This window comes from Salinarimonas soli, from assembly GCF_008386575.1.
Taxonomy (GTDB): Bacteria; Pseudomonadota; Alphaproteobacteria; order Rhizobiales; family Beijerinckiaceae; genus Salinarimonas_A; species Salinarimonas_A soli.
In genome coordinates, this window is record NZ_VUOA01000033.1 from 115,187 (window position 1) to 133,517 (window position 18,331).

The following is an 18,331-nucleotide window of genomic DNA, read 5'->3' on the forward strand; positions in this document are numbered from 1 at the left end:
ACGCCCCTAAAGGTCCGCCTCACACGGTCGCGCTCCATGACCTCCCTGCCCGGCCCGGGCCTTCTCCTCGCCCTCGGCGCCGCCTTCTCCTACGGCTTCAACGTGGTCTTCGCCCGCATGGCCGCGGACGACGGCATCACGGGGGTGAGCCTCGTGATCTACCGGGCCCTCGTGATGCTCGCCCTCGTCGGCGTCGCGGCCCTGCTGTGGCGGCGCTCGCTGCGCGTGCCGCGGGAGGAGTGGCGGGCGATGGGCGTCCTGGGCCTGGCGAGCCTCGGGATCGGCACGGCCTATCTCTCCTCCGTGGCGTTCGTCCCCGTCTCGGTCGCCGTGGTGATCTTCTACACCTTCCCGATCCTCATCGTGCTCGCGAGCCCCTTCGTCGAGGGACGGCGGCTCGGGGCGCCGCTGCTCGGCGTCGCGGCGCTCGCCTTCGTGGGCGTGGTCTGCGTGGTGGGCCCCGGCTTCGAGCGGCTCGATCCCCGGGGCGTGGGGCTCGCCCTCGTGGCGAGCGTGTGCACGGCGGTCCAGTTCTTCGCCGCCGCGCGGGCGACGCGGACAGGCCTCGTCGCGAAGGTGTTCTGGATCAACCTCATCGTCATCCCGACCACCCTTCTCGTCGCCCTCGCCTTCGGAGCCCTCAACCCGCCCGCCGATTTGCTGCGGGCGCCCTGGGCCGTGACCCTCACCATCGCGGGCTTCGTGATCGGCTTCTTCCTCCAGATCGCGTCCCTGGTGCGGGCCGCGCCCGTGGTGATCGGGCTCGCCTTCTGCGCCGAGCCCGTGGTGGCGACCTTGAGCTCCGCCGCGATCCTCGGCGAGCGCCTAGGCCCCCTCCAGCTCCTCGGCGGCGCCCTCGTGCTGGCCGCCATCATGGCGAACGTGATCCTCGACAACCGCCCCACAGCCCGCGGGCGAAACCCCGTGAGCGAGACCCCATGAGCAAGCCCGCCATGACCCAGCGCCCCACGCCGATCCCGCTCACCGTGCTCACGGGCTTCCTCGGCGCGGGCAAGACCACCCTGCTCAACCGCCTCCTCCAGGACGAGGCGCTGCGGGACACGGTGGTGATCATCAACGAGTTCGGCGAGATCGGCCTCGACCATCTCCTCGTCGAGACGGTGGACGAGGGCCTCGTCCTGCTCGCGGCGGGCTGCCTGTGCTGCACGGTGCGCGGCGACCTCATCGCCACCCTGGAGGACCTGCTCCGGCAGCGCGACAACGACCGGATCACCCCCTTCCGGCGCGTGCTCATCGAGACCACGGGGCTCGCCGACCCGGCCCCCATCCTGCACGCGCTCCTCTACCACCCCTACCTGTCCCTGCGCTTCGCCGTGGAGGGCGTGGTGACGGTGGTGGACGCGGTGAACGGCGCCTCGACCCTCGACGCCCATGCCGAGGCCGTGCGCCAGGCCGCCGTCGCCGACCGCATCGTGCTCACCAAGACCGATCTCGCCGAGCCCGCCGCCACGGGGGCGCTGCTCGCGCGCCTGCACGCCCTCAACCCGGGCGCCCGCGTCCTCACCGCCGTGAACGGCGCCGTCCCGGCGGCCGAAATGATCGGCGGCGCCTTCGGCCCCGACGGCAAGATCGCCGACGTGCGCGCCTGGCTCACGGCGGAAGCGGTGGAGGAGGCGGAGCGCCAGGCCCATGCTCATGCTCATGCCCATCAGCACGGCCATGGCCACTATCACCACGGGCACGGCCATCACCACGACGTGAACCGCCACGACGCCAGCATCCGGGCCTTCGCGCTGACCACGGACAAGCCCGTGCCGCAGGCGAGCCTCGACATGTTCCTCGACCTCCTGCGCTCTGCGCACGGGCCGAAGCTCCTGCGGCTGAAGGGGATCGTGGGCCTCGCCGAGGATCCCGACCGCCCCGTGGTGATCCATGGCGTCCAGCACGTGATCCACGTGCCCGCGATCCTGCCCGCCTGGCCCGACGCGGACCGGCGCTCGCGCCTCGTCTTCATCGTGAGCGATCTCGACAAGCACTTCGTCGAGCGCCTGTGGCGCGCCTTCCTCGGCGAGCCCGGGATCGACCAGCCCGACGCCGCCGCCCTGAGCGACAACCCGCTCGCGATCCCCGGCGGCCGCAGCGCGTAAGAAGAGAGTTAATTTCGCCTCAAAAGGTATGGTTCTTGAAAGGTGAAGGGCTGTCGGCGTTCCGCCGGTGCGGATCGTCCCGAAACGGGACGGTTGCGGATCGAAAGAGGGTGCAGCCATGGACATCGGTCTCGTATCAACCCGTCCCGGGATCGCGCCGGCGCCATCCCGGGCGCTCGCCGTCGAGATCACGACCGGGGCCGCCCTGCGGGGGCAGGAGGCAGCTTGGCGGTCGCTCGCCGCCCGCGCCGCCGAGCCGACGCCCTTCGACGACCCCGAGACGATGCTCGGCGCCCTCCAGCACCTGGCGAACGGCCGCGACGTCCCCGTCGTGGTGGCGCGCCGGGGCCTCGAGCTCCAGGCCGTGATCCCCGTCCTGCCCGCGCGCCATGCGCTCGGCGGCGAGGCGCGCCTGTGGCGCCCCGACCTCCTCCCGCCCCTGCCGCCGCTGGTGACCCGCGAGCGGACGGCGGAGGTGATCGAGGCCGTCCTCGACACGCTCGGCGCCGGGGGCCGCCGCTTCGCCCGCCTGAGCCTCGCCGGGCTCGACGCCGACGGCCCCCTCGCCGCCGCCCTCGTCGCCACCGCGAGCGGCACCGGTCGCGGCCTCGTGCGCGAGGAGGGGCGCGGCATCCCCGTCCTGCCCCACGACGCGGCCGCCCTGCCGGCGCGCGACGCCCGCCGCGCGACCCTCGAGGAGCGGCTTGGCCCCCTCGGGCCGCTGCGCGTCGAGCGCGGCCGCACGCCCCGCCAGGTGCGCGACGGGATCGAGATCCTGCTCACCCTCGATGCCGGCACCGCCTCGCGCCGGCGGCCGGCGCTGATCGCCGATCCCGGCCGCTCGGCCTTCCTGCGCACCGCCACCCGGCGCCTCGCCGCCGCCAAGGCCTGCCGGGCCGACATCCTGTGGGCCGGCGACCGCCCGATAGCCGCCGCCCTCGTCGCCCTGCGGCCCGGGACGGCGTGGCTCTGCCGCCTCGCCGTCGATCCGGCGGCGGGGGGCGACGACGCGGCCGAGTGGCTTGCCCTCGACATCGCCCGCGGCTTCGGCCGCCTGCGCCTCGACCTCCTCGACATGCGCCCTGACGCCCAGACCATGCCCGGCGCCGCCCGCCGCCCCACCCTCGACCTCGTCGTCGAGACCCGCCCCGGGGGCCTGGCTCCCACGGGCTTCGGCGCCCTCGTCGGGCGGCGGCTGCGGGGCATGGGACGCGGGCAGAGCCTGGGACGCGCCTGAGGGGGCGGATCGGCGCCGTGTCCGCATGCGACGTCCCAACCCGCCCCGGCGGGGTTGGACCGGGCGCGGGCGGGCCATAGATCCCCGACAGAAACGCATCACGGGATCCGTGCCCCATGCTCGACACGCCAGCCCCCGCCGCCCTGCCGGACGCCGCCCTCGACCGCATCTTTCGCGAGGCGCGCACCTTCAGCCATTTCACGACCCGGCCCGTGGCGGACGCCACGCTGCGCGCCCTCGCCGACCTCATGAAGATGGGCCCGACCAGCGCCAACGCCTCCCCCGCCCGCATCGCGTTCGTGAAGAGCCCCGAGGCCAAGGAGCGCCTGCGACCGCATCTGAGCGAGGGCAATGCCGACAAGACCATGAAGGCGCCGGTCACCGCGATCGTGGGCTACGACACGGAGTTCTACGAACGGCTCGCCTTCCTCTATCCCCACGACCCTGGCGCCCGGGGCTGGTTTGCCGGCAAGCCCGCCGTGATCGAGGAGACGGGGTTTCGCAACTCCTCCCTCCAGGGCGCCTATCTCATCGTCGCCGCGCGGGCGCTGGGGCTCGATTGCGGGCCGATGTCGGGCTTCGACAAGGCGGGCGTCGAAGCGGCGTTCTTTCCGGACGGCAAAATCCGTGCGAATTTCCTCATCAATCTCGGCTATGGTGACAGGAGCCGGTTGCATCCGCGCTCGCCGCGCTTCGCTTTCGAGGATTTCTGCTCGATCGCGTGAGCCGGCCGCGGGACGGGGTAGGGGTGGAGCGTGCGTGTACTTGCCATCGATACGGCGCTCAACGCCTGCGCGGCCGGGGTGCTCGACGCGGGCGCCGGCCAGGTGCTCGCGGAGGAGAGCCTCACCCTGGAGCGCGGGCACGCCGAGGAGCTCCTGCCCCTGATCGAGCGCGTGATCTCGCGGATCGACGGCCGGTTCTCGGGCATCGACCGGGTCGCGGTGACGATCGGCCCCGGCAGCTATACGGGCCTGCGGGTGGGGATCGCCGCCGCGCGCGCCATCGGGCTCGCGGCAGGCGCGCCCGTGGTGGGCGTGTCGACCCTGTCGGGCCTGCTCGCGCCTCTCGTCGCCACGGGCGAGCGGCGGATTGCGGCGGCCGCCATCGACGCGCGCCACGGCGGCGTCTATCTCCAGGCGGTGGCGCCGGGCGGGCGCACGGTGGTCGCGGCCTCCCACCTCTCGCTGCGCGATGCCGTGCGCTTCCTCGGCTCCGGACCCGTGGTCATCACGGGATCGGGCGCCGCCGTGATCGCGGCGGAGGCGATCGAGGCGGGGGTGAGCGTCGATCTCAGCCTCGCCGAGGTGACACCGCACGTGGCCTGGATCGCGCGGCTCGGGGCCATCGCGGATCCTGCCCACGCGCTCCCGAAGCCCCTCTACCTCAAGGGGCCCGACGCCAAGCCCCAGGCGCATGCGCGGGTGGCGCGCCGCTGATGCTGTCGGGCTGGCTCCAGAAACCCCCGCCGCAGATCGGCCCCGTCGAGGTCCGCCATGCCGAGCGCCTTGCCGCGATTCATGCGGGCGCCTTCGCGCGCCCCTGGAGCGCCATCGACTTCGAGCGCCTTCTCGCCGAGCGCGCCGTGCTGGCCGACGGACTGTTCCCTGGGCGGGGCGACAATCCCGGCGGATTCGTGCTCTCCCGCCGCGTCCTCGACGAGGCGGAGATCCTCACGGTGGCCCTCGACCCGAGCCTGCGCGGACGCCGATGCGCCGCGCCCCTCCTGCGCCGGCACCTCGACGCGCTCAACGCCCGCGGCGTGCGCCGCGTCCATCTCGAGGTCGACGAGGACAACCAGCCCGCCCTCGCCCTCTACCGGCGTCTCGGGTTCATCGAGACGGGCCGCCGCGCGGGCTACTACGCCAAGCCCGACGGCAGCCGGGCGACGGCGCTGACGATGAGCGTCGAGCTGTAGGGGTGGAGCCGCTTCCGCGGCGGCTTCTTAGCCCCATTCCACACCCCGCCCCGGTTTGATACCAAGAGCCTCCCGAACCCGCCGGTCAGGCCCATGCTCCCCGATATCCGCGACTACGACCGCCTTGCCGCCGCCTTCCGGTGGCGGATCCCGGAGCGCTACAATATCGGCGTCGACGTGTGCGACCGCTGGGCTCTCGCCGATCCGGGACGGGCCGCGATCATCGAGGCGGGGGCCGGCGGCGAGGTGTCGATTCTGACCCACGGGGTGCTGCGGGAGGCCTCGAACCGGCTCGCCAATGCCCTCCGCACCCGCGGGATCGTCCGGGGCGACCGGGTGGCGGTGCTGCTGCCGCAAGGGGCCTCGGTGCCGATCGCCCACGGGGCGGTCTACAAGCTCGGCGCGGTGGCGCTGCCGCTCGCGGCCCTGTTCGGGGTCGACGCCATCGAGTACCGCCTGCGGGACTCGGGCGCCCGCGCCCTCATCACCAACGCGGCGGGCCTCGCCCGCATCGCGGAGATCCGCGCGGGCCTCGGCGACCTCGTGATCCTCTCCACCGACGGGCCGGACGGCTCCGCCGAGGGGATGATGGGAGCGATGGAGGCGGCCTCGCCCGACTTCACCGCCGTCGACACCGCGGCCGACGACCCGGCCATGATGATCTACACCTCGGGCACCACGGGGCACCCGAAGGGCGCGCTGCATGCCCACCGGGTGCTGCTGGGGCACCTGCCGGGGGTGCAGATGCACCACGAGTTCCTGCCGCAGGCGGGCGACCGGCTGTGGACCCCCGCCGACTGGGCCTGGGCCGGCGGGCTCCTCAACGTGCTCCTGCCGGGGCTGCATTTCGGCGTGCCCGTGGTGGCGCGCAAGTTCGAGAAGTTCGACCCCGAGGAGGCCTTCCGCCTCATCGCCGACCACGCCATCCGCAACGTGTTCATCCCGCCGACCGCTTTGCGCATGCTGCGCACGGTGGCGAACCCTTCGGGCCGGTTCGATCTCGGCCTGCGCACGGTCGGCTCAGGCGGCGAGGCGCTCGGCGCCGAGACCTTCGCCTGGGGGCGCGAGGCCCTGGGCCTCACGATCAACGAGTTCTACGGCCAGACGGAGTGCAACCTCGTCCTCTCCTCCTGCGCCGCCATCGGCGTCGCGAAGGCGGGCTTCATCGGCCGGCCCGTGCCGGGGCACGCGGTCGGCGTGATCCGGGAGGACGGATCGCTGTGCGAGCCCGAGGAGCTCGGCCAGATCGCCGTGCGCGCGCCCGATCCCGTGATGTTCCTGGAATACTGGAACAAGCCCGGCGCCACCCGCGCGAAGTATGTCGGCGACTGGATGACCACGGGCGACCAAGGCGCCTTCGACGCGGAGGGCTATGTGCGCTTCGTGGGGCGCGACGACGACATCATCACCTCGGCGGGCTACCGCATCGGCCCCGCCGAGATCGAGGACTGCCTCATCCGCCATCCGGCCGTGGCGCTTGCCGCCGTGGTGGGCAAGCCCGATCCCGTGCGCACGGAGATCGTGAAGGCCTTCGTGGTGCTGAAAGAGGGCGTCTCCGCCTCCGACGCGCTCGCCGCAGAGATCCAGGCCTTCGTGAGAAGCCGCCTCTCGGCCCACGAGTATCCCCGCGAGATCACCTTCCGCCCGACCCTCCCCCTCACCACCACCGGCAAGGTGATCCGCCGCCTGCTGCGCGGAGGCGAGTGAGGCGCGGACGGCTACCCGCCGAACGCGAGGCGGGTCGCGTGGGCCCTGACGTCCTCCGGCCAGCCGGCGGTCCGGGCCTCGAAGCGGTCACGGTCGCCCGCGAAGAGGGCACGGCTCGCCTCCTCGAAACCCGGCAGGTTGCCGGCGATCGCCGCCATGAAGCCGTAGGCGGCGTCGCGGCCGGAGCGGCCGCCCTCCCCGTCCCGGCGCCTCGCCTCGTCCACGAGACGGCGCAACGTCACGGATGCGCCGCCAGGGCGCGACGCGAGCCAGTCCCAATGCCGGGGCAGCAGCGTAACCTCCCGCGCCGTGACGCCGAGCCGGGGACGCCCCCGGCCGCGCGCCTCGACGGCGGCCTCCGGCGGGTCGGCCGCGGGCGTGTGGCGCGCCCTCACCTCGGCCTCGCTGCCCCGGAGGTCGAGGTCGATCTGCCGCCCCGTCGCGTCCTCGAAGATCAGGATGGATCCCTCCGCGTCGGCCTCCGCGGCGCGCTTCGCCGCAAGCGCCACGTCGCCGAGAGTGCCGCGGGCCAGCAGGGCGAAACCCTGGAAGGCGGTGTGGGTGGAGGGGTGAGCCATGGGATCCTCGGGCCACGGAGGCCGGCCGACGCGGCGGGCGCGCTTTTATTACCCGGGTATAATTGACACGAAGGCGACCGCCGGTCTAGAGACCCGTCCCATCGGGCGCGGCCGGCCGGGGTTCGGCCGGATCGGGAGACGAGCCATGGCAGGGATCGACAGGAAGGCCGCCATCGCGGCCTACAAGGAGCGCAAGACGGCGGCGGGCATCTTCGCCGTCCGCTCGCCCACGGGGCAGGTCTGGGTCGGCCGCAGCCAGCATGTCGACACCCACCGAAACGGTCTCTGGTTCGCGCTGCGGCTCGGCACCTACCCGAACCCGGGCCTCCAGGCCGCCTGGAACGAGGGCGACGGCGCGTTCACCTTCGAGGTGCTGGAACGCCTCGACGACGAGACCCAGCCCTACCTGCGCCAGGCGCTGCTCAAGGAGCGTCTCGCGGGCTGGCGGGACGATCTCGGCGCCGCGCTGGTCTGACCCGTCATGCACTCTTTGCACGCACATCGGGTCGCGATCGGCGACGAGTCCGTTCCGCTCGCGGATGTCGGGACGGGCGCGCCCGTCCTGCTCCTGCACGGCGCCGGCACGGACCTGCGGGTCTGGGGGCCGCACGCAAGCCAGTTGAGCGCCCACGTCCGGTGCCTCGCCCCGACGCAGCGCTATCATGGCACCCAAGGATGGCGGGGCGACGGGCCGGCCTACGGGGTCGGGACGCACGCGGCCGACCTCAACGCGCTCGTCGACGCCCTCGGGGTGGCGCCGGTCACCGTGGTCGCCTGGTCCTATGCCGGCCATGTCGCGCTCCATGCCGCGGGCCGCCGCCCGGACCAGTTCGCCCGCCTCGTCCTGTTCGAGCCGGGCGTCCGTACCCTCGCCCTCGACGAGGCCGAGGGGCTCCCGGTCGCCCGGGACTCGCAGGCGATGTTCGGGCCGATCGTGGAGGCCGTCCGGGGCGGCGATCCCGTGCAGGCCATGCGTGCCCTGATCGACGGCTCGGGGGGAGCGGGCTATTTCGACGCGCTCGGGCCGGAGCGCCGGTCCGTCTACCTCGACAACGCCCACACCCTGCCGCTCCTCCTTGCCCAGGAGGAGCCGCCTCCGGCGAGCCGCGAGGCCCTGTCCCGGCTCTCCATGCCGGTCCACGTGCTATGGGGCGGGATATCGCGGCCGTGCGCCGGGTTGCCGGCGAGGGCTCTCGCGCGCTGCTGGCCGGCGGGGGCCCACCGCGAGATCCCCGGCGCCGGCCACCTATGGCCGGAGGAGGCACCGGAGGCGTTCTGCGCCGCCATCCTGGAGGCGATGGGCTGACCGGCGGGCCGGCGCTCAGCGGCCGAGCAGCCCCATCTGGGCCTCGGCATAGCGCGTTCCTGCCGCGGCGCCGGGGGGCAGGGCCCGGTCGATGCGGGCCATGTCGTCGGCCGTGAGGCTCACCCCGAGCGCGCCCAGGTTCTCCTCGAGGTAGCTGCGCCGCTTCGTGCCGGGGATCGGGACGATGTCCGGTCCCTGCGCCAGCACCCAGGCGAGGGCGAGCTGGGCCGGCGTGCAGCCCTTCTCCCGGGCCATGGTCTCGACCACCTGCACGAGATCGAGGTTCTTCTGGAAGTTCTCGCCCTGGAAGCGGGGCCCGTTCCGGCGGAAATCGTCCGGCGCGAGATCCTCGATCGACTTGATCTGGCCCGTGAGGAAGCCGCGGCCCAGCGGCGAATAGGGCACGAAGCCGATGCCGAGCGCGCGCACCGTGTCGAGGATCCCGCCCTCCGGGTCGCGGCTCCAGAGGGAGTACTCCGTCTGCAGGGCCGTGATGGGATGCACGGCATGCGCCCGCCGGATCGTCTCCGGCCCGGCCTCCGAGAGGCCCAGATGCCGCACCTTGCCCTGCCGCACGAGCTCCGCCATCGCGCCGACGGTCTCCTCGATCGGCGTCTGCGGATCGACGCGATGCTGGTAGTAGAGGTCGATCACCTCGACGCCCAGCCGGCGCAGGCTCGCCTCGCAGGCCTGCCGGACGTAATCGGGCTTGCCCGAGATCCCCAGACGCTCGCCCCCCGGCCCGCGCACGTTGCCGAACTTCGTGGCGAGGATCACCTCGTGGCGCCGGCCGCGGATGGCCCGCCCGACCAGCTCCTCGTTGCGCCCGACCCCATACATGTCGGCCGTGTCGAGGAAGGCGACGCCGAGATCCAGGGCCCGCTGAATGGTCGCGATCGACTCGGCTTCGTCGCCGGGGCCGTAGAACTCCGACATGCCCATGCAGCCGAGCCCGAGGGCAGAGACGTCGAGCGATCCGAGGGTGCGCTGTTGCATGCTGCTCTCCGGTTTGGCCCGGGGCCGCGGTCACGGCCGGCGGGACGACGGGCCGGGCGGCGGGCCGGCCCGCGATCGAACGTCGGTGGGTGCGACGGCGGGACGCCCGGCCTCCGCCGGGACGGGGCCGCAGTGGGCTCAGATGGCGCGGACTTCCTGCACGTCGGGGAGGAAGTGGCGCAGGAGGTTCTGGATACCGTGCTTCAACGTTGCGGTGGAGGACGGGCAGCCGGAGCACGCGCCCTTCATGGCCAGGTAGACCACCCCGTCGCGATAGCCGCGGAAGGTGATGTCGCCCCCGTCGCCCGCCACCGCCGGGCGGATGCGGCTGTCGAGGAGCTCCTTGATCGTCGCGACCGTAGGCTCGTCCTCCGCCTCGTAGAACTCCCCCTCGCCCTCGACGGGCTCCGGCGCCGCCTCGTCCATGATCGGGCGGCCCGACATGAAGTGCTCCATGATGGCGCCGAGGATCGCGGGCTTGAGGTGCTGCCACTCGCCCTCGCCCTTCGTCACCGTGACGAAGTCGTAGCCGAAGAACACGCCGGCCACGCCGGGCACCTCGAACAGGCGCTGGGCGAGAGGCGAGCGCTCGGAGGAGGCCGCGTCGCGGGCGTCGAACGTGCCCATCGGCATCACGACCTTGCCGGGCAGGAACTTCAAGGTGGCGGGATTGGGGGTGGCTTCGGTCTGGATGAACATGGGATCAGCCTTTCGTCCACGCCGGTTCAAGGCCGGCCGGAGCGGGAGCGCGAGACCGCGCCCCACCTGTGTAGGGCGGAACGCGGCGAAGGGAAACCGTCTCCCTGATGTGGCGGCCCGAGCCGCGCCTGCCAAGACCCGTAGGAACTCGCGGCGCGGGAGAGAGCATCGGTTTTCTCAATGGTCGCCAGCAGCATTCAGCCATTGAGCCGATGCCCAGAGCCGGTCATAAGCGCACCAACAGATCCACGGAGACCCGCCATGAACCTCCACGTCGCCCAAGAGCTCCTCGGCCAGTCCGCTCCGCTCCACGCCGCCCCTGTCACCATCGCCCGCGGCGACGGCATCGGCCCGGAGATCATGGACGCGGCCCTGCGCGTGCTCGACGCCGCCGGCGCGCGGCTTGCCATCGAGGAGATCGCCATCGGCGAGCAGGTTTATCTCGGCGGCGTGTCGAGCGGCATCGCGCCCGAGTCCTGGGACTCGCTGCGGCGGACCAAGACCTTCTTCAAGGCCCCCGTCACCACGCCCCAGGGCGGCGGCTTCAAGAGCCTCAACGTGACGATCCGCAAGGGTCTCGGCCTCTTCGCCAATGTCCGGCCCTGCCGGGCCTACGCGCCCTTCGTCGCCACGAAGCACCCGGCCATGGACCTCGTGATCGTGCGCGAGAACGAGGAGGACCTCTATGCCGGCATCGAGCACCGGCAGACCGACGAGGTCTATCAGTGCCTCAAGCTCATCTCGCGGCCGGGCACCGAGCGCATCGTGCGCTACGCCTTCGAGTACGCCCGGGCGAGCGGCCGGGGCAAGGTGACGTGCCTCACCAAGGACAACATCATGAAGCTCACCGATGGCCTGTTCCATCGGGTCTTCGACGAGATCGGGGCCGAGTACCCCGAGATCACGCGGGAGCACATGATCATCGACATCGGCGCCGCGCGGCTCGCCGACCAGCCCCACCGCTTCGACGTGGTGGTGACCCCGAACCTCTACGGCGACATCGTCTCCGACATCGCGGCGGAAGTCGCAGGCTCGGTGGGCCTCGCGGGCTCGGCCAATATCGGGGCGCACGGCGCCATGTTCGAGGCGATCCACGGCTCGGCCCCTGATATTGCGGGCCAGGGCATCGCCAACCCCTCGGGGCTGATCCTGGCCGGCGTCCAGATGCTCCAGCACCTGGGCCAGGCGGACGCGGCCGAGCGGGTGCACAATGCCTGGCTCAAGGCGATCGAGGACGGCGTCCACACCGCCGACATCGCCGACGCCGCGGTCACGAAGGAGCGCGTCGGCACGGAAGGCTTCGCCGACGCCGTGATCGCCCGGCTCGGCGAGGAGCCCGCAAGCCTCAAGGCCGTGCGCTACGAGGCGGGCGCGGGCGGCATCCCGGTGCCTGCTTACGAGCGCAAGGCCCCCGCCGAGAAGACCCTGGTGGGCGTCGACGTGTTCGTCGACTGGCGGGGCGACGTCGACACCCTCGCCGCCGCCATGCAGGATGCGCAGAACGGCGCCTTCTCGCTGAAGCTCATCACCAACCGGGGCGTGAAGGTGTGGCCGCAGGGCCTGCCGGAGACCTTCTGCACCGATCACTGGCGCTGCCGCTACGAGGCGAAGCCCGGCAAGCAGCTCACCAAGTCCATGGTGGCCGAGCTCCTGGGCCGCCTCGCCCAGGCCGGGGTCGACTTCGTGAAGACCGAGCACCTCTTCACCTTCGACGGCAAGCCCGGCTATTCGCTCGCGCAAGGGGAGTGAGGTCTTGGGGAGGGAGAGGCCACCCTCCCCCTCGTCCTGAGGTGCCCGCCGCAGGCGGGCCTCGAAGGGCGTTCCAGGGATCTCCCTCCGGCTCACACCAGTGGTGCGTGCTTCGAGGCTCGCTCCGCTCGCGCCTCAGCATGAGGGGCTTGGAAGACCGCTGGATCAGCGTCGTACCCCCTCACCCCCGCCCCTCTCCCCATGGGAGAGGGGACATCCCGGATGCCAGCCTCGCGCCGACCGAGGCCTCAGGCCTCCTCCAGCCCCGCGATCGCCCGGGCGAAGTCCCGGGCCGCGAAGGGCTCCAGGTCGTCCACGCCCTCGCCCACGCCGATATAGTGCACCGGCAAGCGGAAGCGCTCGGCGAGCGCCACGAGGATGCCGCCCCGGGCCGTGCCGTCGAGCTTCGTCATCACGAGGCCCGTGACGCCCGCCGCGCCCCGGAACACCTCCACCTGGTTGACCGCGTTCTGGCCCACCGTGGCGTCGAGGACGAGGAGCGTGGCGTGGGGCGCGGTCTCGTCGACCTTGCGCATGACGCGCACCACCTTCTCCAATTCCGCCATGAGCCCGGCCTTGTTCTGGAGCCGCCCCGCCGTGTCGACGAAGAGCACGTCGCAGGCCCGCTCCCGCGCGGCGCGCAGGGCGTCGAAGGCGAGGCTCGCCGCGTCCGCGCCCTGCTCGCCGTAGATCACGGGCACCCCGGTGCGCTCGCCCCAGACCTTGAGCTGGTCGATGGCGGCCGCGCGGAAGGTGTCGCCCGCCGCGAGCATCGGCTTGAGGCCCGCAGCCTTCGCCTTGGCGGCGAGCTTGCCGATGGTGGTGGTCTTGCCCGCCCCGTTGACGCCGACCATCAGCACCACGAAGGGCTTGTGCGAGGGATCGATCACAAGGGGCTTCGCCACGGGCTCCAGCACCCGCTCCACCTCCGAGGCGAGGATTGCCTTCACGGCCTCCGGCGCCACCATCTTGTCGTAGCGGCCCTTGCCCACGGCGGACGTGATCCGGTTGGCCATCTCGATGCCGAGGTCGGCCTGGATCAGCACGTCCTCCAGGTCCTCCAGCGTGGTCGCGTCGAGCTTGCGCTTGGAGAACAGGCCCGTGACGCTGTCGCCGATGGAGGAGGAGGTGCGCGACAGGCCCTCCGTGAGGCGCCGCCACCAGCCGCGCTTCTCCTCCGCCGTGGCGCCCGCCGGCGGGCCGGCCGTGCTGAGCGAGGGCTCGGGGGCGATGGTGCCGGGGCCGGGCGCGTCGTCGGGGCGATCCTCGTCCTCGAGGGGCTGGAGATCGGCGCCCGCGAGCTCAGGGGGTAGATGGGGCGCGATGTCGGGCGAGTCGGTGGTGATCGTGGGCGACACGGGGGCGATGGCGCCGGCGGCGGCCGCGAAGTCGGGCTCGCCCTCCGAGCGCGACGCGGGTGACCCGGGGCCTGGGGTGTCCTCGGCGGTTCGGGGCGTCTCCGCGGGCTTGGGCGCCTCCGCGGGCTTGGGCGTCTCGGCCGGCTTGGGCGCCTCGGCGCCGCGGCCGAAGATCCTGGAGAGGAAACCGGGCTTCTGCTTGTCGTTCTCGCTCATCGTGCCTCGTTCCCGGTTGCCCCGTCGTGCGCTCCGACATAACCCAAAGGGCATGACCCACGAAGAGATAGTGGCGCGCCTGCTCTACCGCGATGCCCTCGTGCTCGTGATCGACAAGCCCGCGGGGCTTCCCGTCCATCCGGGCCCGAAGGGCGGCGAGACCCTCACCGACCATCTCGACGCGCTGCGCTTCGGCCTGCCGCGCCGCCCGCAGGTGGCGCACCGCCTCGACCGGGAGACCTCGGGCTGCCTCGCGCTCGGGCGCCATCCCAAGGCGCTGACGCGGTTGGGCGACCTGTTCAAGGGCGGCGGGGTCGACAAGGTCTATTGGGCGGTGGTGGAGGGCGGGCCCGCGGACGAGGCGGGGGAGATCGATCTGGCGCTCAGCCCACGCTCCCCTGAGCGTGGCTGGTGGATGCGCGTCGATCCCGCGGGCCAGCCCTCGCTCACCCGCTACCGGGTGGTCGGGCGCGCGCCGGGCCTCAGCCTCCTCGAGCTGAAGCCGGTGACGGGCCGCACGCATCAGCTGCGCGTGCACTGCCAGGCGAGCGGGTTTCCCATCGTGGGCGATCCGATCTACGGCTCCGGCCCGCGCTTCGGCGGCCCGGGCCTGCATCTGCACGCCCGCGCCCTGACCCTGCCGCTCTATCCGAGGAAGGAGCCCATCCACGTCGAGGCGCCCCTGCCCGCCCATATGGGGGAGCGGGTCGCGGCCTGCGGCGGCGCCTAAAGCGAGGCTGCCGCCCGGGCCGCCTGGTCGTAGCTTCCCGACAGGGTGCGCATGAGGGCGGCGAGGTCCGACAGATGGGCGGGATCGAGCCCCGCGGCGGCCAGCGGCTTAGTGAGCAGCGTCTCGCGGATCTCCCGGTAGCGCAGGCAGATGGCGCGGCCCTCGGGGGTGATCTCGACGGTCTTCTCCTTGCCGGCGCGACCCGAGGCGACGAGCCCCGCCGCCTCGAGCTTCTTCAGCGAGTAGGACACGAGATGCGTGTCCTCGATGTTGAGCACGAGGCAGATGTCGGCCAGCCGCTTGGCCTTGCTCCGGTGGTTCACGTTGTGGAGCACCAGCACGTCGAGGGCGGACGCGTCGGGCAGCCCGGCCGCCGCCATGCAGCGCACCATCCAGCGATGGAAGGCGTGGCTCACCAGGATCAGCCCGAACTCGAACTCCGACAGGGCGGGCAGCGCCCCGGAGGCGAGATGCCCCGACGAGACGATCGGTCCAAGGCCTTCCTTCGTCTCGTCGCTCATCTCGTCTCCCGGATCCCTGCCACCCTCGCGCGAGACCTTGAAGCCCGGCGCCCGCAACCGCAACCCCGCCTCGCCTACGAGGCCTCCAGCATCGTCCGCGGCAGCCACAGCGCCAGGTCCGGCACGAGGGTGATGAGGACGACGGCGAGGATCATCAGGAGGAACAGGGGCAGGGCGTAGAGGCCGAGCTGGAAGATGTTCCGTCCCGTGAGCGACTGGAGGACGTAGAGGTTGAAGCCCACCGGCGGGGTGATCTGCGCCATCTCGACCACGAGCACGATGTAGATGCCGAACCAGATCAGGTCGAACCCCGCCTTCTCGACGAGAGGCATGATGATGGAGGTGGTGAGCACCACCATCGAGATGCCGTCGAGGAAGCAGCCGAGCAGGATGAAGAAGATGGTGAGCACGACGAGCAGCATGCCCTGGCTCAGGTTGAAGCCCGAGATCCACTCGGCGAGCGCCCGGGGGATGCCCGTGAAGCCCATGGCCGTGGTGAGGAAGGCCGCGCCCGCCAGGATGAACGCGATCATGCAGCTCGTCTTGGTCGAGGAGAGCACCGCGCCGGAGAAGTTCTCCCAGGTGAGCGTTCCCGTGGTCCAGGAGAGGATCAGCGCGAGGAACACCCCCACCGCCGCGGCCTCGGTCGCGGAGGCGAAGCCCGCATAGATCGAGCCGATGACGCCCGCGATGAGCAGCATGACGGGGATGAGCCGGCGCGTCGCCTTGAGCCGGTTGGCGAAGGTCTGGGGCGGCTCGGGCGGGGGCATGCGGTCCTTGTTGAGCGTCGCCCAGACCATGACGTAGCCCATGAACAGGGCCGCGAGCAGCAGCCCCGGAACGATGCCCGCGATGAAGAGGCGGGCCACGGACTGGTCGGTCGCCGCCGCGTAGACGATCATGATGATCGAGGGCGGGATCATCAGGCCGATCGTGCCCGAGCCCGCGAGCGTGCCGAGCGACAGCGCGTCGTTGTAGCCGCGTTTCTTGAGCTCGCCGAGCGAGATGCGGCCGATCGTGGCGCAGGTGGCGGCCGAGGAGCCCGAGACCGCCGCGAAGATGGTGGACCCCACCACGTTCACGTGGAGCAGCCGGCCCGGCAGCTTCTGCAGCCAGGGCGCCAGGCCCTCGAACATGTCCTCGGCGAGCCGGGTGCGGAACAGGATGTCGCCCATGAGGATGAACATCGGCAGCGCCGTGAGGTCCCACGAGGCGGAGGCCTGCCAGATCGAGGTGGCGAGGATTCCGCCCGCGGGCGTCGAGACCTTCAGGGCGAGCGCCACGAAGCCCACCGCGCCGAGCCCGATGGCGATCCAGACGCCCGAGCCGAGGATCGCGAACAGGAGCACCATGAGGAGGACGGAAAGCGTGATGATGTCCATGGCTCAGCCCTCCTGGCCCAGGGTGATGGCGTCCTCGGTGGCGCGGAAGCTCGGGCGCCCGCGCCGCAGGGTGATGAGGCACTCGTCGAGGAAGGCCACGACGAGGAGCGCCGCGCCGAGCGCCATGGCGGCCTGCGGGTAGACGAGGGGCACGGGCACGAGGCCCGACGAGAGCTCGTTGAAACGCCAGCTGTCATAGGCGAGGCGGCCCAGGTACCAGGTGCCGTAGGCCGACACGACCACCGCGAAGGCGAGGCCCGCGACCTCGACCATCCGCCGCACGCTCTCCGGCAGCATGCCGAGGATCATCGTGACCCGGATGTGGACGCCGCCCTTCAGGGTGCCGGCCAGCGCCAGGAAGCTCGCGGCCGCGAGCAGGTAGCCCGCGAACTCGGAGAGGGACAGGATCACGAAGCCCGTCTCCCGGGCGCCGACGAGCTTGAGCAGCGCATCGAGGATGCGGCCGCCGACCTGGAGGCCGACCAGGACGGCGATGGCGAGGATGCAGAGGGCGGACAGCCAGAGGGATGCCGCGTAGAGGCGGTCGAGGACAGCGCGCATGGGGGCGGACTCGCAGGTTGGGGCGCAGGACCGGAGGGGTCGCGAGGGCGCGCGCCGTCGTCCGCCTGCGCGGTTCCCACGGACGTCGGCCCATCGAAAAATCCCTCCCTGGAGGCCAGGGAGGGATGAGGGTCAGGTCACTTGCGGTAGGCCTCGAGAACCGCCTTGCCGTCGGCTCCCGCCGACTTCTCCCATTCCTCGGCGATCTGCGCGCCGATCTTCTGGAAGCCGGCCTTCAGCTCCGGCGAGGGGACGACAACGTTCATCTTGTTGTCCTTGAGCTGCTGGGTGCGGGTGGCCGTCTCCTCCTGGGACATCTTCCAGCCGCGGTCCTCGGCGGCCTTGGCGGCTCCCTGGAGCGCCTTCTTCGAGGCGTCGGGCAGGGCGTCGTAGGCGGCCTTGTTCACGATCACCATGTTGCGCGGCAGCCAGGCCTGGGTGTCGTGGTAATAGTTCAGGAAGTCCCAGAACTTGGCGTCGACGCCCGTGGAGGGCGAGGTGATCGTGGCCTCGACGCGGCCCGTGGCGAAGGCGGTGGCGAGGTCGGCGACCTCCACCTGCACCGGCGTGGCGCCTGCGATGGCGGCGATGCGGCCCGTGCCGGGGTTGTAGGTGCGGAACTTCAGGCCCTTGAAGTCGTCCATCGACTTGATCTCGCGCTTGGCGAAGATGCCCTGCGGCGGCCAGGCGACGGAGTAGAGGAGCACCAGCCCCTCCTCGGCGAGGCGCTTCTCGAGGGCGGGGCGCTGGGCCTGGTAGAGCTTGCGCGCGTCCTCGTAGCTGGAGGCCAGGAACGGCACGGAATCGAGGCCGTAGACGGGGCTCTCGTTGGCGTGCAGCGAGATGAGGATCTCGCCGATGGGCGCGACGCCCGTGCGCAGCGAGCGCTTGATCTCGGGGTGCTTGATGAGCGAACCGCCGGAATGGACCGTGAGCTTGAGCTGGCCACTGGAGGCCTTCTCGACATCCGCCGCGAACTCGCGGATGTTCTTGGTGTGGAAATTGCCGTCCGGGTACGGGGTCGGCATGTCCCAGGTGGTCTGGGCGGTCGCAGCCGTCGTCAGGGCTACGGCCAGGCCGAAGCCCGCCGTCACGCGTGCCAGCATGTTCATCGATCACTCCCATGTCGCGGCGCGGGACCCTTGTTCTTCTCGCGCCTGGACCAATCGTGACGGCAACAAGACGTCAAGTCAATACCGACGTATCGACTTCGTGTCATCGATAAAACGTTGACGTTTTCTCGAACACGTGGTGTTCTGCCCCTA

Annotated in this window: 19 protein-coding genes; 11 read left to right on the forward strand and 8 right to left on the reverse strand. The window is 71.8% G+C overall.

The window, feature by feature from the left end; genetic code table 11:
* Nucleotides 1-36 precede the first annotated feature (36 nt).
* From F0L46_RS18350 to F0L46_RS18380, 7 genes are all read left to right on the forward strand, one after another.
* Nucleotides 37-942: an EamA family transporter gene (locus F0L46_RS18350; protein ID WP_149820214.1), complete on the forward strand. Its 906-nt coding sequence runs from the start codon at nucleotides 37-39 to the stop codon at nucleotides 940-942.
* Nucleotides 939-2,108: a CobW family GTP-binding protein gene (locus tag F0L46_RS18355; RefSeq protein WP_149820216.1), complete on the forward strand. Its 1,170-nt coding sequence runs from the start codon at nucleotides 939-941 to the stop codon at nucleotides 2,106-2,108. The genes F0L46_RS18350 and F0L46_RS18355 overlap by 4 nt, the downstream gene beginning before the upstream one ends.
* Before the next feature lie 118 nt (nucleotides 2,109-2,226).
* A complete protein-coding gene (locus F0L46_RS18360; RefSeq protein ID WP_149820218.1) occupies nucleotides 2,227-3,345 on the forward strand; it encodes a GNAT family N-acetyltransferase in 1,119 nt (372 codons plus the stop codon).
* A 116-nt stretch (nucleotides 3,346-3,461) separates the two neighbouring features.
* Nucleotides 3,462-4,070: a malonic semialdehyde reductase gene (locus F0L46_RS18365; protein ID WP_149820220.1), complete on the forward strand. Its 609-nt coding sequence runs from the start codon at nucleotides 3,462-3,464 to the stop codon at nucleotides 4,068-4,070.
* Between the two features lie 30 nt (nucleotides 4,071-4,100).
* Nucleotides 4,101-4,784 carry a tRNA (adenosine(37)-N6)-threonylcarbamoyltransferase complex dimerization subunit type 1 TsaB gene (gene tsaB / locus F0L46_RS18370; protein WP_149820222.1) on the forward strand — a complete coding sequence of 228 codons (684 nt, stop codon included), beginning with the start codon at nucleotides 4,101-4,103 and terminating at the stop codon, nucleotides 4,782-4,784.
* Nucleotides 4,784-5,263, forward strand: a complete 480-nt coding sequence (locus tag F0L46_RS18375) for a GNAT family N-acetyltransferase (RefSeq protein WP_149820224.1) — start codon at nucleotides 4,784-4,786, stop codon at nucleotides 5,261-5,263. The genes tsaB and F0L46_RS18375 overlap by 1 nt, the downstream gene beginning before the upstream one ends.
* 93 nt (nucleotides 5,264-5,356) lie before the next feature.
* On the forward strand, nucleotides 5,357-6,970 hold the full coding sequence (locus tag F0L46_RS18380; RefSeq protein WP_149820226.1) for an AMP-binding protein: 1,614 nt from the start codon (nucleotides 5,357-5,359) through the stop codon (nucleotides 6,968-6,970).
* A gap of 11 nt (nucleotides 6,971-6,981) precedes the next feature.
* Here F0L46_RS18380 and F0L46_RS18385 read toward each other — a convergent pair whose 3' ends face one another.
* Nucleotides 6,982-7,548, reverse strand: a complete 567-nt coding sequence (locus tag F0L46_RS18385) for a DUF2239 family protein (protein WP_149820228.1) — start codon at nucleotides 7,546-7,548, stop codon at nucleotides 6,982-6,984.
* Nucleotides 7,549-7,693: 145 nt separating this feature from the next.
* Here F0L46_RS18385 and F0L46_RS18390 point away from each other — a divergent pair, with 145 nt between their 5' ends.
* Nucleotides 7,694-8,023 (forward strand): GIY-YIG nuclease family protein, encoded by a 330-nt coding sequence (locus F0L46_RS18390; RefSeq protein ID WP_149820230.1) that lies wholly within the window; start codon nucleotides 7,694-7,696, stop codon nucleotides 8,021-8,023.
* A gap of 6 nt (nucleotides 8,024-8,029) precedes the next feature.
* Nucleotides 8,030-8,854: an alpha/beta fold hydrolase gene (locus F0L46_RS18395; RefSeq protein ID WP_149820232.1), complete on the forward strand. Its 825-nt coding sequence runs from the start codon at nucleotides 8,030-8,032 to the stop codon at nucleotides 8,852-8,854.
* A 15-nt stretch (nucleotides 8,855-8,869) separates the two neighbouring features.
* Here the strand turns inward: F0L46_RS18395 and F0L46_RS18400 are convergent, their stop codons facing one another.
* Nucleotides 8,870-9,850 carry an aldo/keto reductase gene (locus F0L46_RS18400; protein ID WP_149820234.1) on the reverse strand — a complete coding sequence of 327 codons (981 nt, stop codon included), beginning with the start codon at nucleotides 9,848-9,850 and terminating at the stop codon, nucleotides 8,870-8,872.
* A gap of 138 nt (nucleotides 9,851-9,988) precedes the next feature.
* On the reverse strand, nucleotides 9,989-10,549 hold the full coding sequence (locus F0L46_RS18405; RefSeq protein ID WP_149820236.1) for a NifU family protein: 561 nt from the start codon (nucleotides 10,547-10,549) through the stop codon (nucleotides 9,989-9,991).
* Nucleotides 10,550-10,810: 261 nt separating this feature from the next.
* On the opposite strand from F0L46_RS18405, the gene F0L46_RS18410 reads away from it, so the two are divergent.
* The gene (locus tag F0L46_RS18410) at nucleotides 10,811-12,298 is read left to right on the forward strand and encodes an NADP-dependent isocitrate dehydrogenase (protein WP_149820238.1); all 1,488 of its coding nucleotides are present in this window, start codon (nucleotides 10,811-10,813) and stop codon (nucleotides 12,296-12,298) included.
* 248 nt (nucleotides 12,299-12,546) lie between these two features.
* Here the strand turns inward: F0L46_RS18410 and ftsY are convergent, their stop codons facing one another.
* Nucleotides 12,547-13,872 (reverse strand): signal recognition particle-docking protein FtsY, encoded by a 1,326-nt coding sequence (gene ftsY, locus F0L46_RS18415; protein ID WP_149820240.1) that lies wholly within the window; start codon nucleotides 13,870-13,872, stop codon nucleotides 12,547-12,549.
* A 52-nt stretch (nucleotides 13,873-13,924) separates the two neighbouring features.
* Here ftsY and F0L46_RS18420 point away from each other — a divergent pair, with 52 nt between their 5' ends.
* Complete coding sequence (locus F0L46_RS18420) at nucleotides 13,925-14,602, forward strand: RluA family pseudouridine synthase (RefSeq protein WP_149820242.1); 678 nt, start codon at nucleotides 13,925-13,927, stop codon at nucleotides 14,600-14,602.
* Here the strand turns inward: F0L46_RS18420 and F0L46_RS18425 are convergent.
* The 4 genes from F0L46_RS18425 to F0L46_RS18440 all read right to left on the reverse strand — a co-directional run bounded on the left by F0L46_RS18425 (nucleotide 14,599) and on the right by F0L46_RS18440 (nucleotide 18,178).
* The gene (locus F0L46_RS18425; protein ID WP_149820244.1) at nucleotides 14,599-15,123 is read right to left on the reverse strand and encodes a winged helix DNA-binding protein; all 525 of its coding nucleotides are present in this window, start codon (nucleotides 15,121-15,123) and stop codon (nucleotides 14,599-14,601) included. The two genes, F0L46_RS18420 and F0L46_RS18425, sit on opposite strands and share 4 nt — an antisense overlap.
* A 74-nt stretch (nucleotides 15,124-15,197) precedes the next feature.
* Entirely contained in the window at nucleotides 15,198-16,505 is a 1,308-nt protein-coding gene (locus tag F0L46_RS18430) for a TRAP transporter large permease (protein ID WP_149820246.1), read from the reverse strand.
* A 3-nt stretch (nucleotides 16,506-16,508) separates the two neighbouring features.
* The gene (locus tag F0L46_RS18435) at nucleotides 16,509-17,066 is read right to left on the reverse strand and encodes a TRAP transporter small permease (protein ID WP_149820249.1); all 558 of its coding nucleotides are present in this window, start codon (nucleotides 17,064-17,066) and stop codon (nucleotides 16,509-16,511) included.
* A 137-nt stretch (nucleotides 17,067-17,203) separates the two neighbouring features.
* Nucleotides 17,204-18,178: a TRAP transporter substrate-binding protein gene (locus F0L46_RS18440; protein ID WP_149820250.1), complete on the reverse strand. Its 975-nt coding sequence runs from the start codon at nucleotides 18,176-18,178 to the stop codon at nucleotides 17,204-17,206.
* Between the last annotated feature and the right edge of the window lie 153 nt (nucleotides 18,179-18,331).

Bases quoted from the DNA above. Each gene is read 5' to 3' on its own strand.
- F0L46_RS18350 (WP_149820214.1), top strand. From the start codon at position 37: ATGACCTCCCTGCCCGGCCCGGGCCTTCTCCTCGCCCTCGGCGCCGCC.
- F0L46_RS18355 (WP_149820216.1), top strand. From the start codon at position 939: ATGAGCAAGCCCGCCATGACCCAGCGCCCCACGCCGATCCCGCTCACC.
- F0L46_RS18360 (WP_149820218.1), top strand. From the start codon at position 2,227: ATGGACATCGGTCTCGTATCAACCCGTCCCGGGATCGCGCCGGCGCCA.
- F0L46_RS18365 (WP_149820220.1), top strand. From the start codon at position 3,462: ATGCTCGACACGCCAGCCCCCGCCGCCCTGCCGGACGCCGCCCTCGAC.
- F0L46_RS18375 (WP_149820224.1), top strand. From the start codon at position 4,784: ATGCTGTCGGGCTGGCTCCAGAAACCCCCGCCGCAGATCGGCCCCGTC.
- F0L46_RS18380 (WP_149820226.1), top strand. From the start codon at position 5,357: ATGCTCCCCGATATCCGCGACTACGACCGCCTTGCCGCCGCCTTCCGG.
- F0L46_RS18385 (WP_149820228.1), bottom strand. From the start codon at position 7,548: ATGGCTCACCCCTCCACCCACACCGCCTTCCAGGGTTTCGCCCTGCTG.
- F0L46_RS18390 (WP_149820230.1), top strand. From the start codon at position 7,694: ATGGCAGGGATCGACAGGAAGGCCGCCATCGCGGCCTACAAGGAGCGC.
- F0L46_RS18395 (WP_149820232.1), top strand. From the start codon at position 8,030: ATGCACTCTTTGCACGCACATCGGGTCGCGATCGGCGACGAGTCCGTT.
- F0L46_RS18400 (WP_149820234.1), bottom strand. From the start codon at position 9,850: ATGCAACAGCGCACCCTCGGATCGCTCGACGTCTCTGCCCTCGGGCTC.
- F0L46_RS18405 (WP_149820236.1), bottom strand. From the start codon at position 10,549: ATGTTCATCCAGACCGAAGCCACCCCCAATCCCGCCACCTTGAAGTTC.
- F0L46_RS18410 (WP_149820238.1), top strand. From the start codon at position 10,811: ATGAACCTCCACGTCGCCCAAGAGCTCCTCGGCCAGTCCGCTCCGCTC.
- ftsY (WP_149820240.1), bottom strand. From the start codon at position 13,872: ATGAGCGAGAACGACAAGCAGAAGCCCGGTTTCCTCTCCAGGATCTTC.
- F0L46_RS18420 (WP_149820242.1), top strand. From the start codon at position 13,925: ATGACCCACGAAGAGATAGTGGCGCGCCTGCTCTACCGCGATGCCCTC.
- F0L46_RS18425 (WP_149820244.1), bottom strand. From the start codon at position 15,123: ATGAGCGACGAGACGAAGGAAGGCCTTGGACCGATCGTCTCGTCGGGG.
- F0L46_RS18430 (WP_149820246.1), bottom strand. From the start codon at position 16,505: ATGGACATCATCACGCTTTCCGTCCTCCTCATGGTGCTCCTGTTCGCG.
- F0L46_RS18435 (WP_149820249.1), bottom strand. From the start codon at position 17,066: ATGCGCGCTGTCCTCGACCGCCTCTACGCGGCATCCCTCTGGCTGTCC.
- F0L46_RS18440 (WP_149820250.1), bottom strand. From the start codon at position 18,178: ATGAACATGCTGGCACGCGTGACGGCGGGCTTCGGCCTGGCCGTAGCC.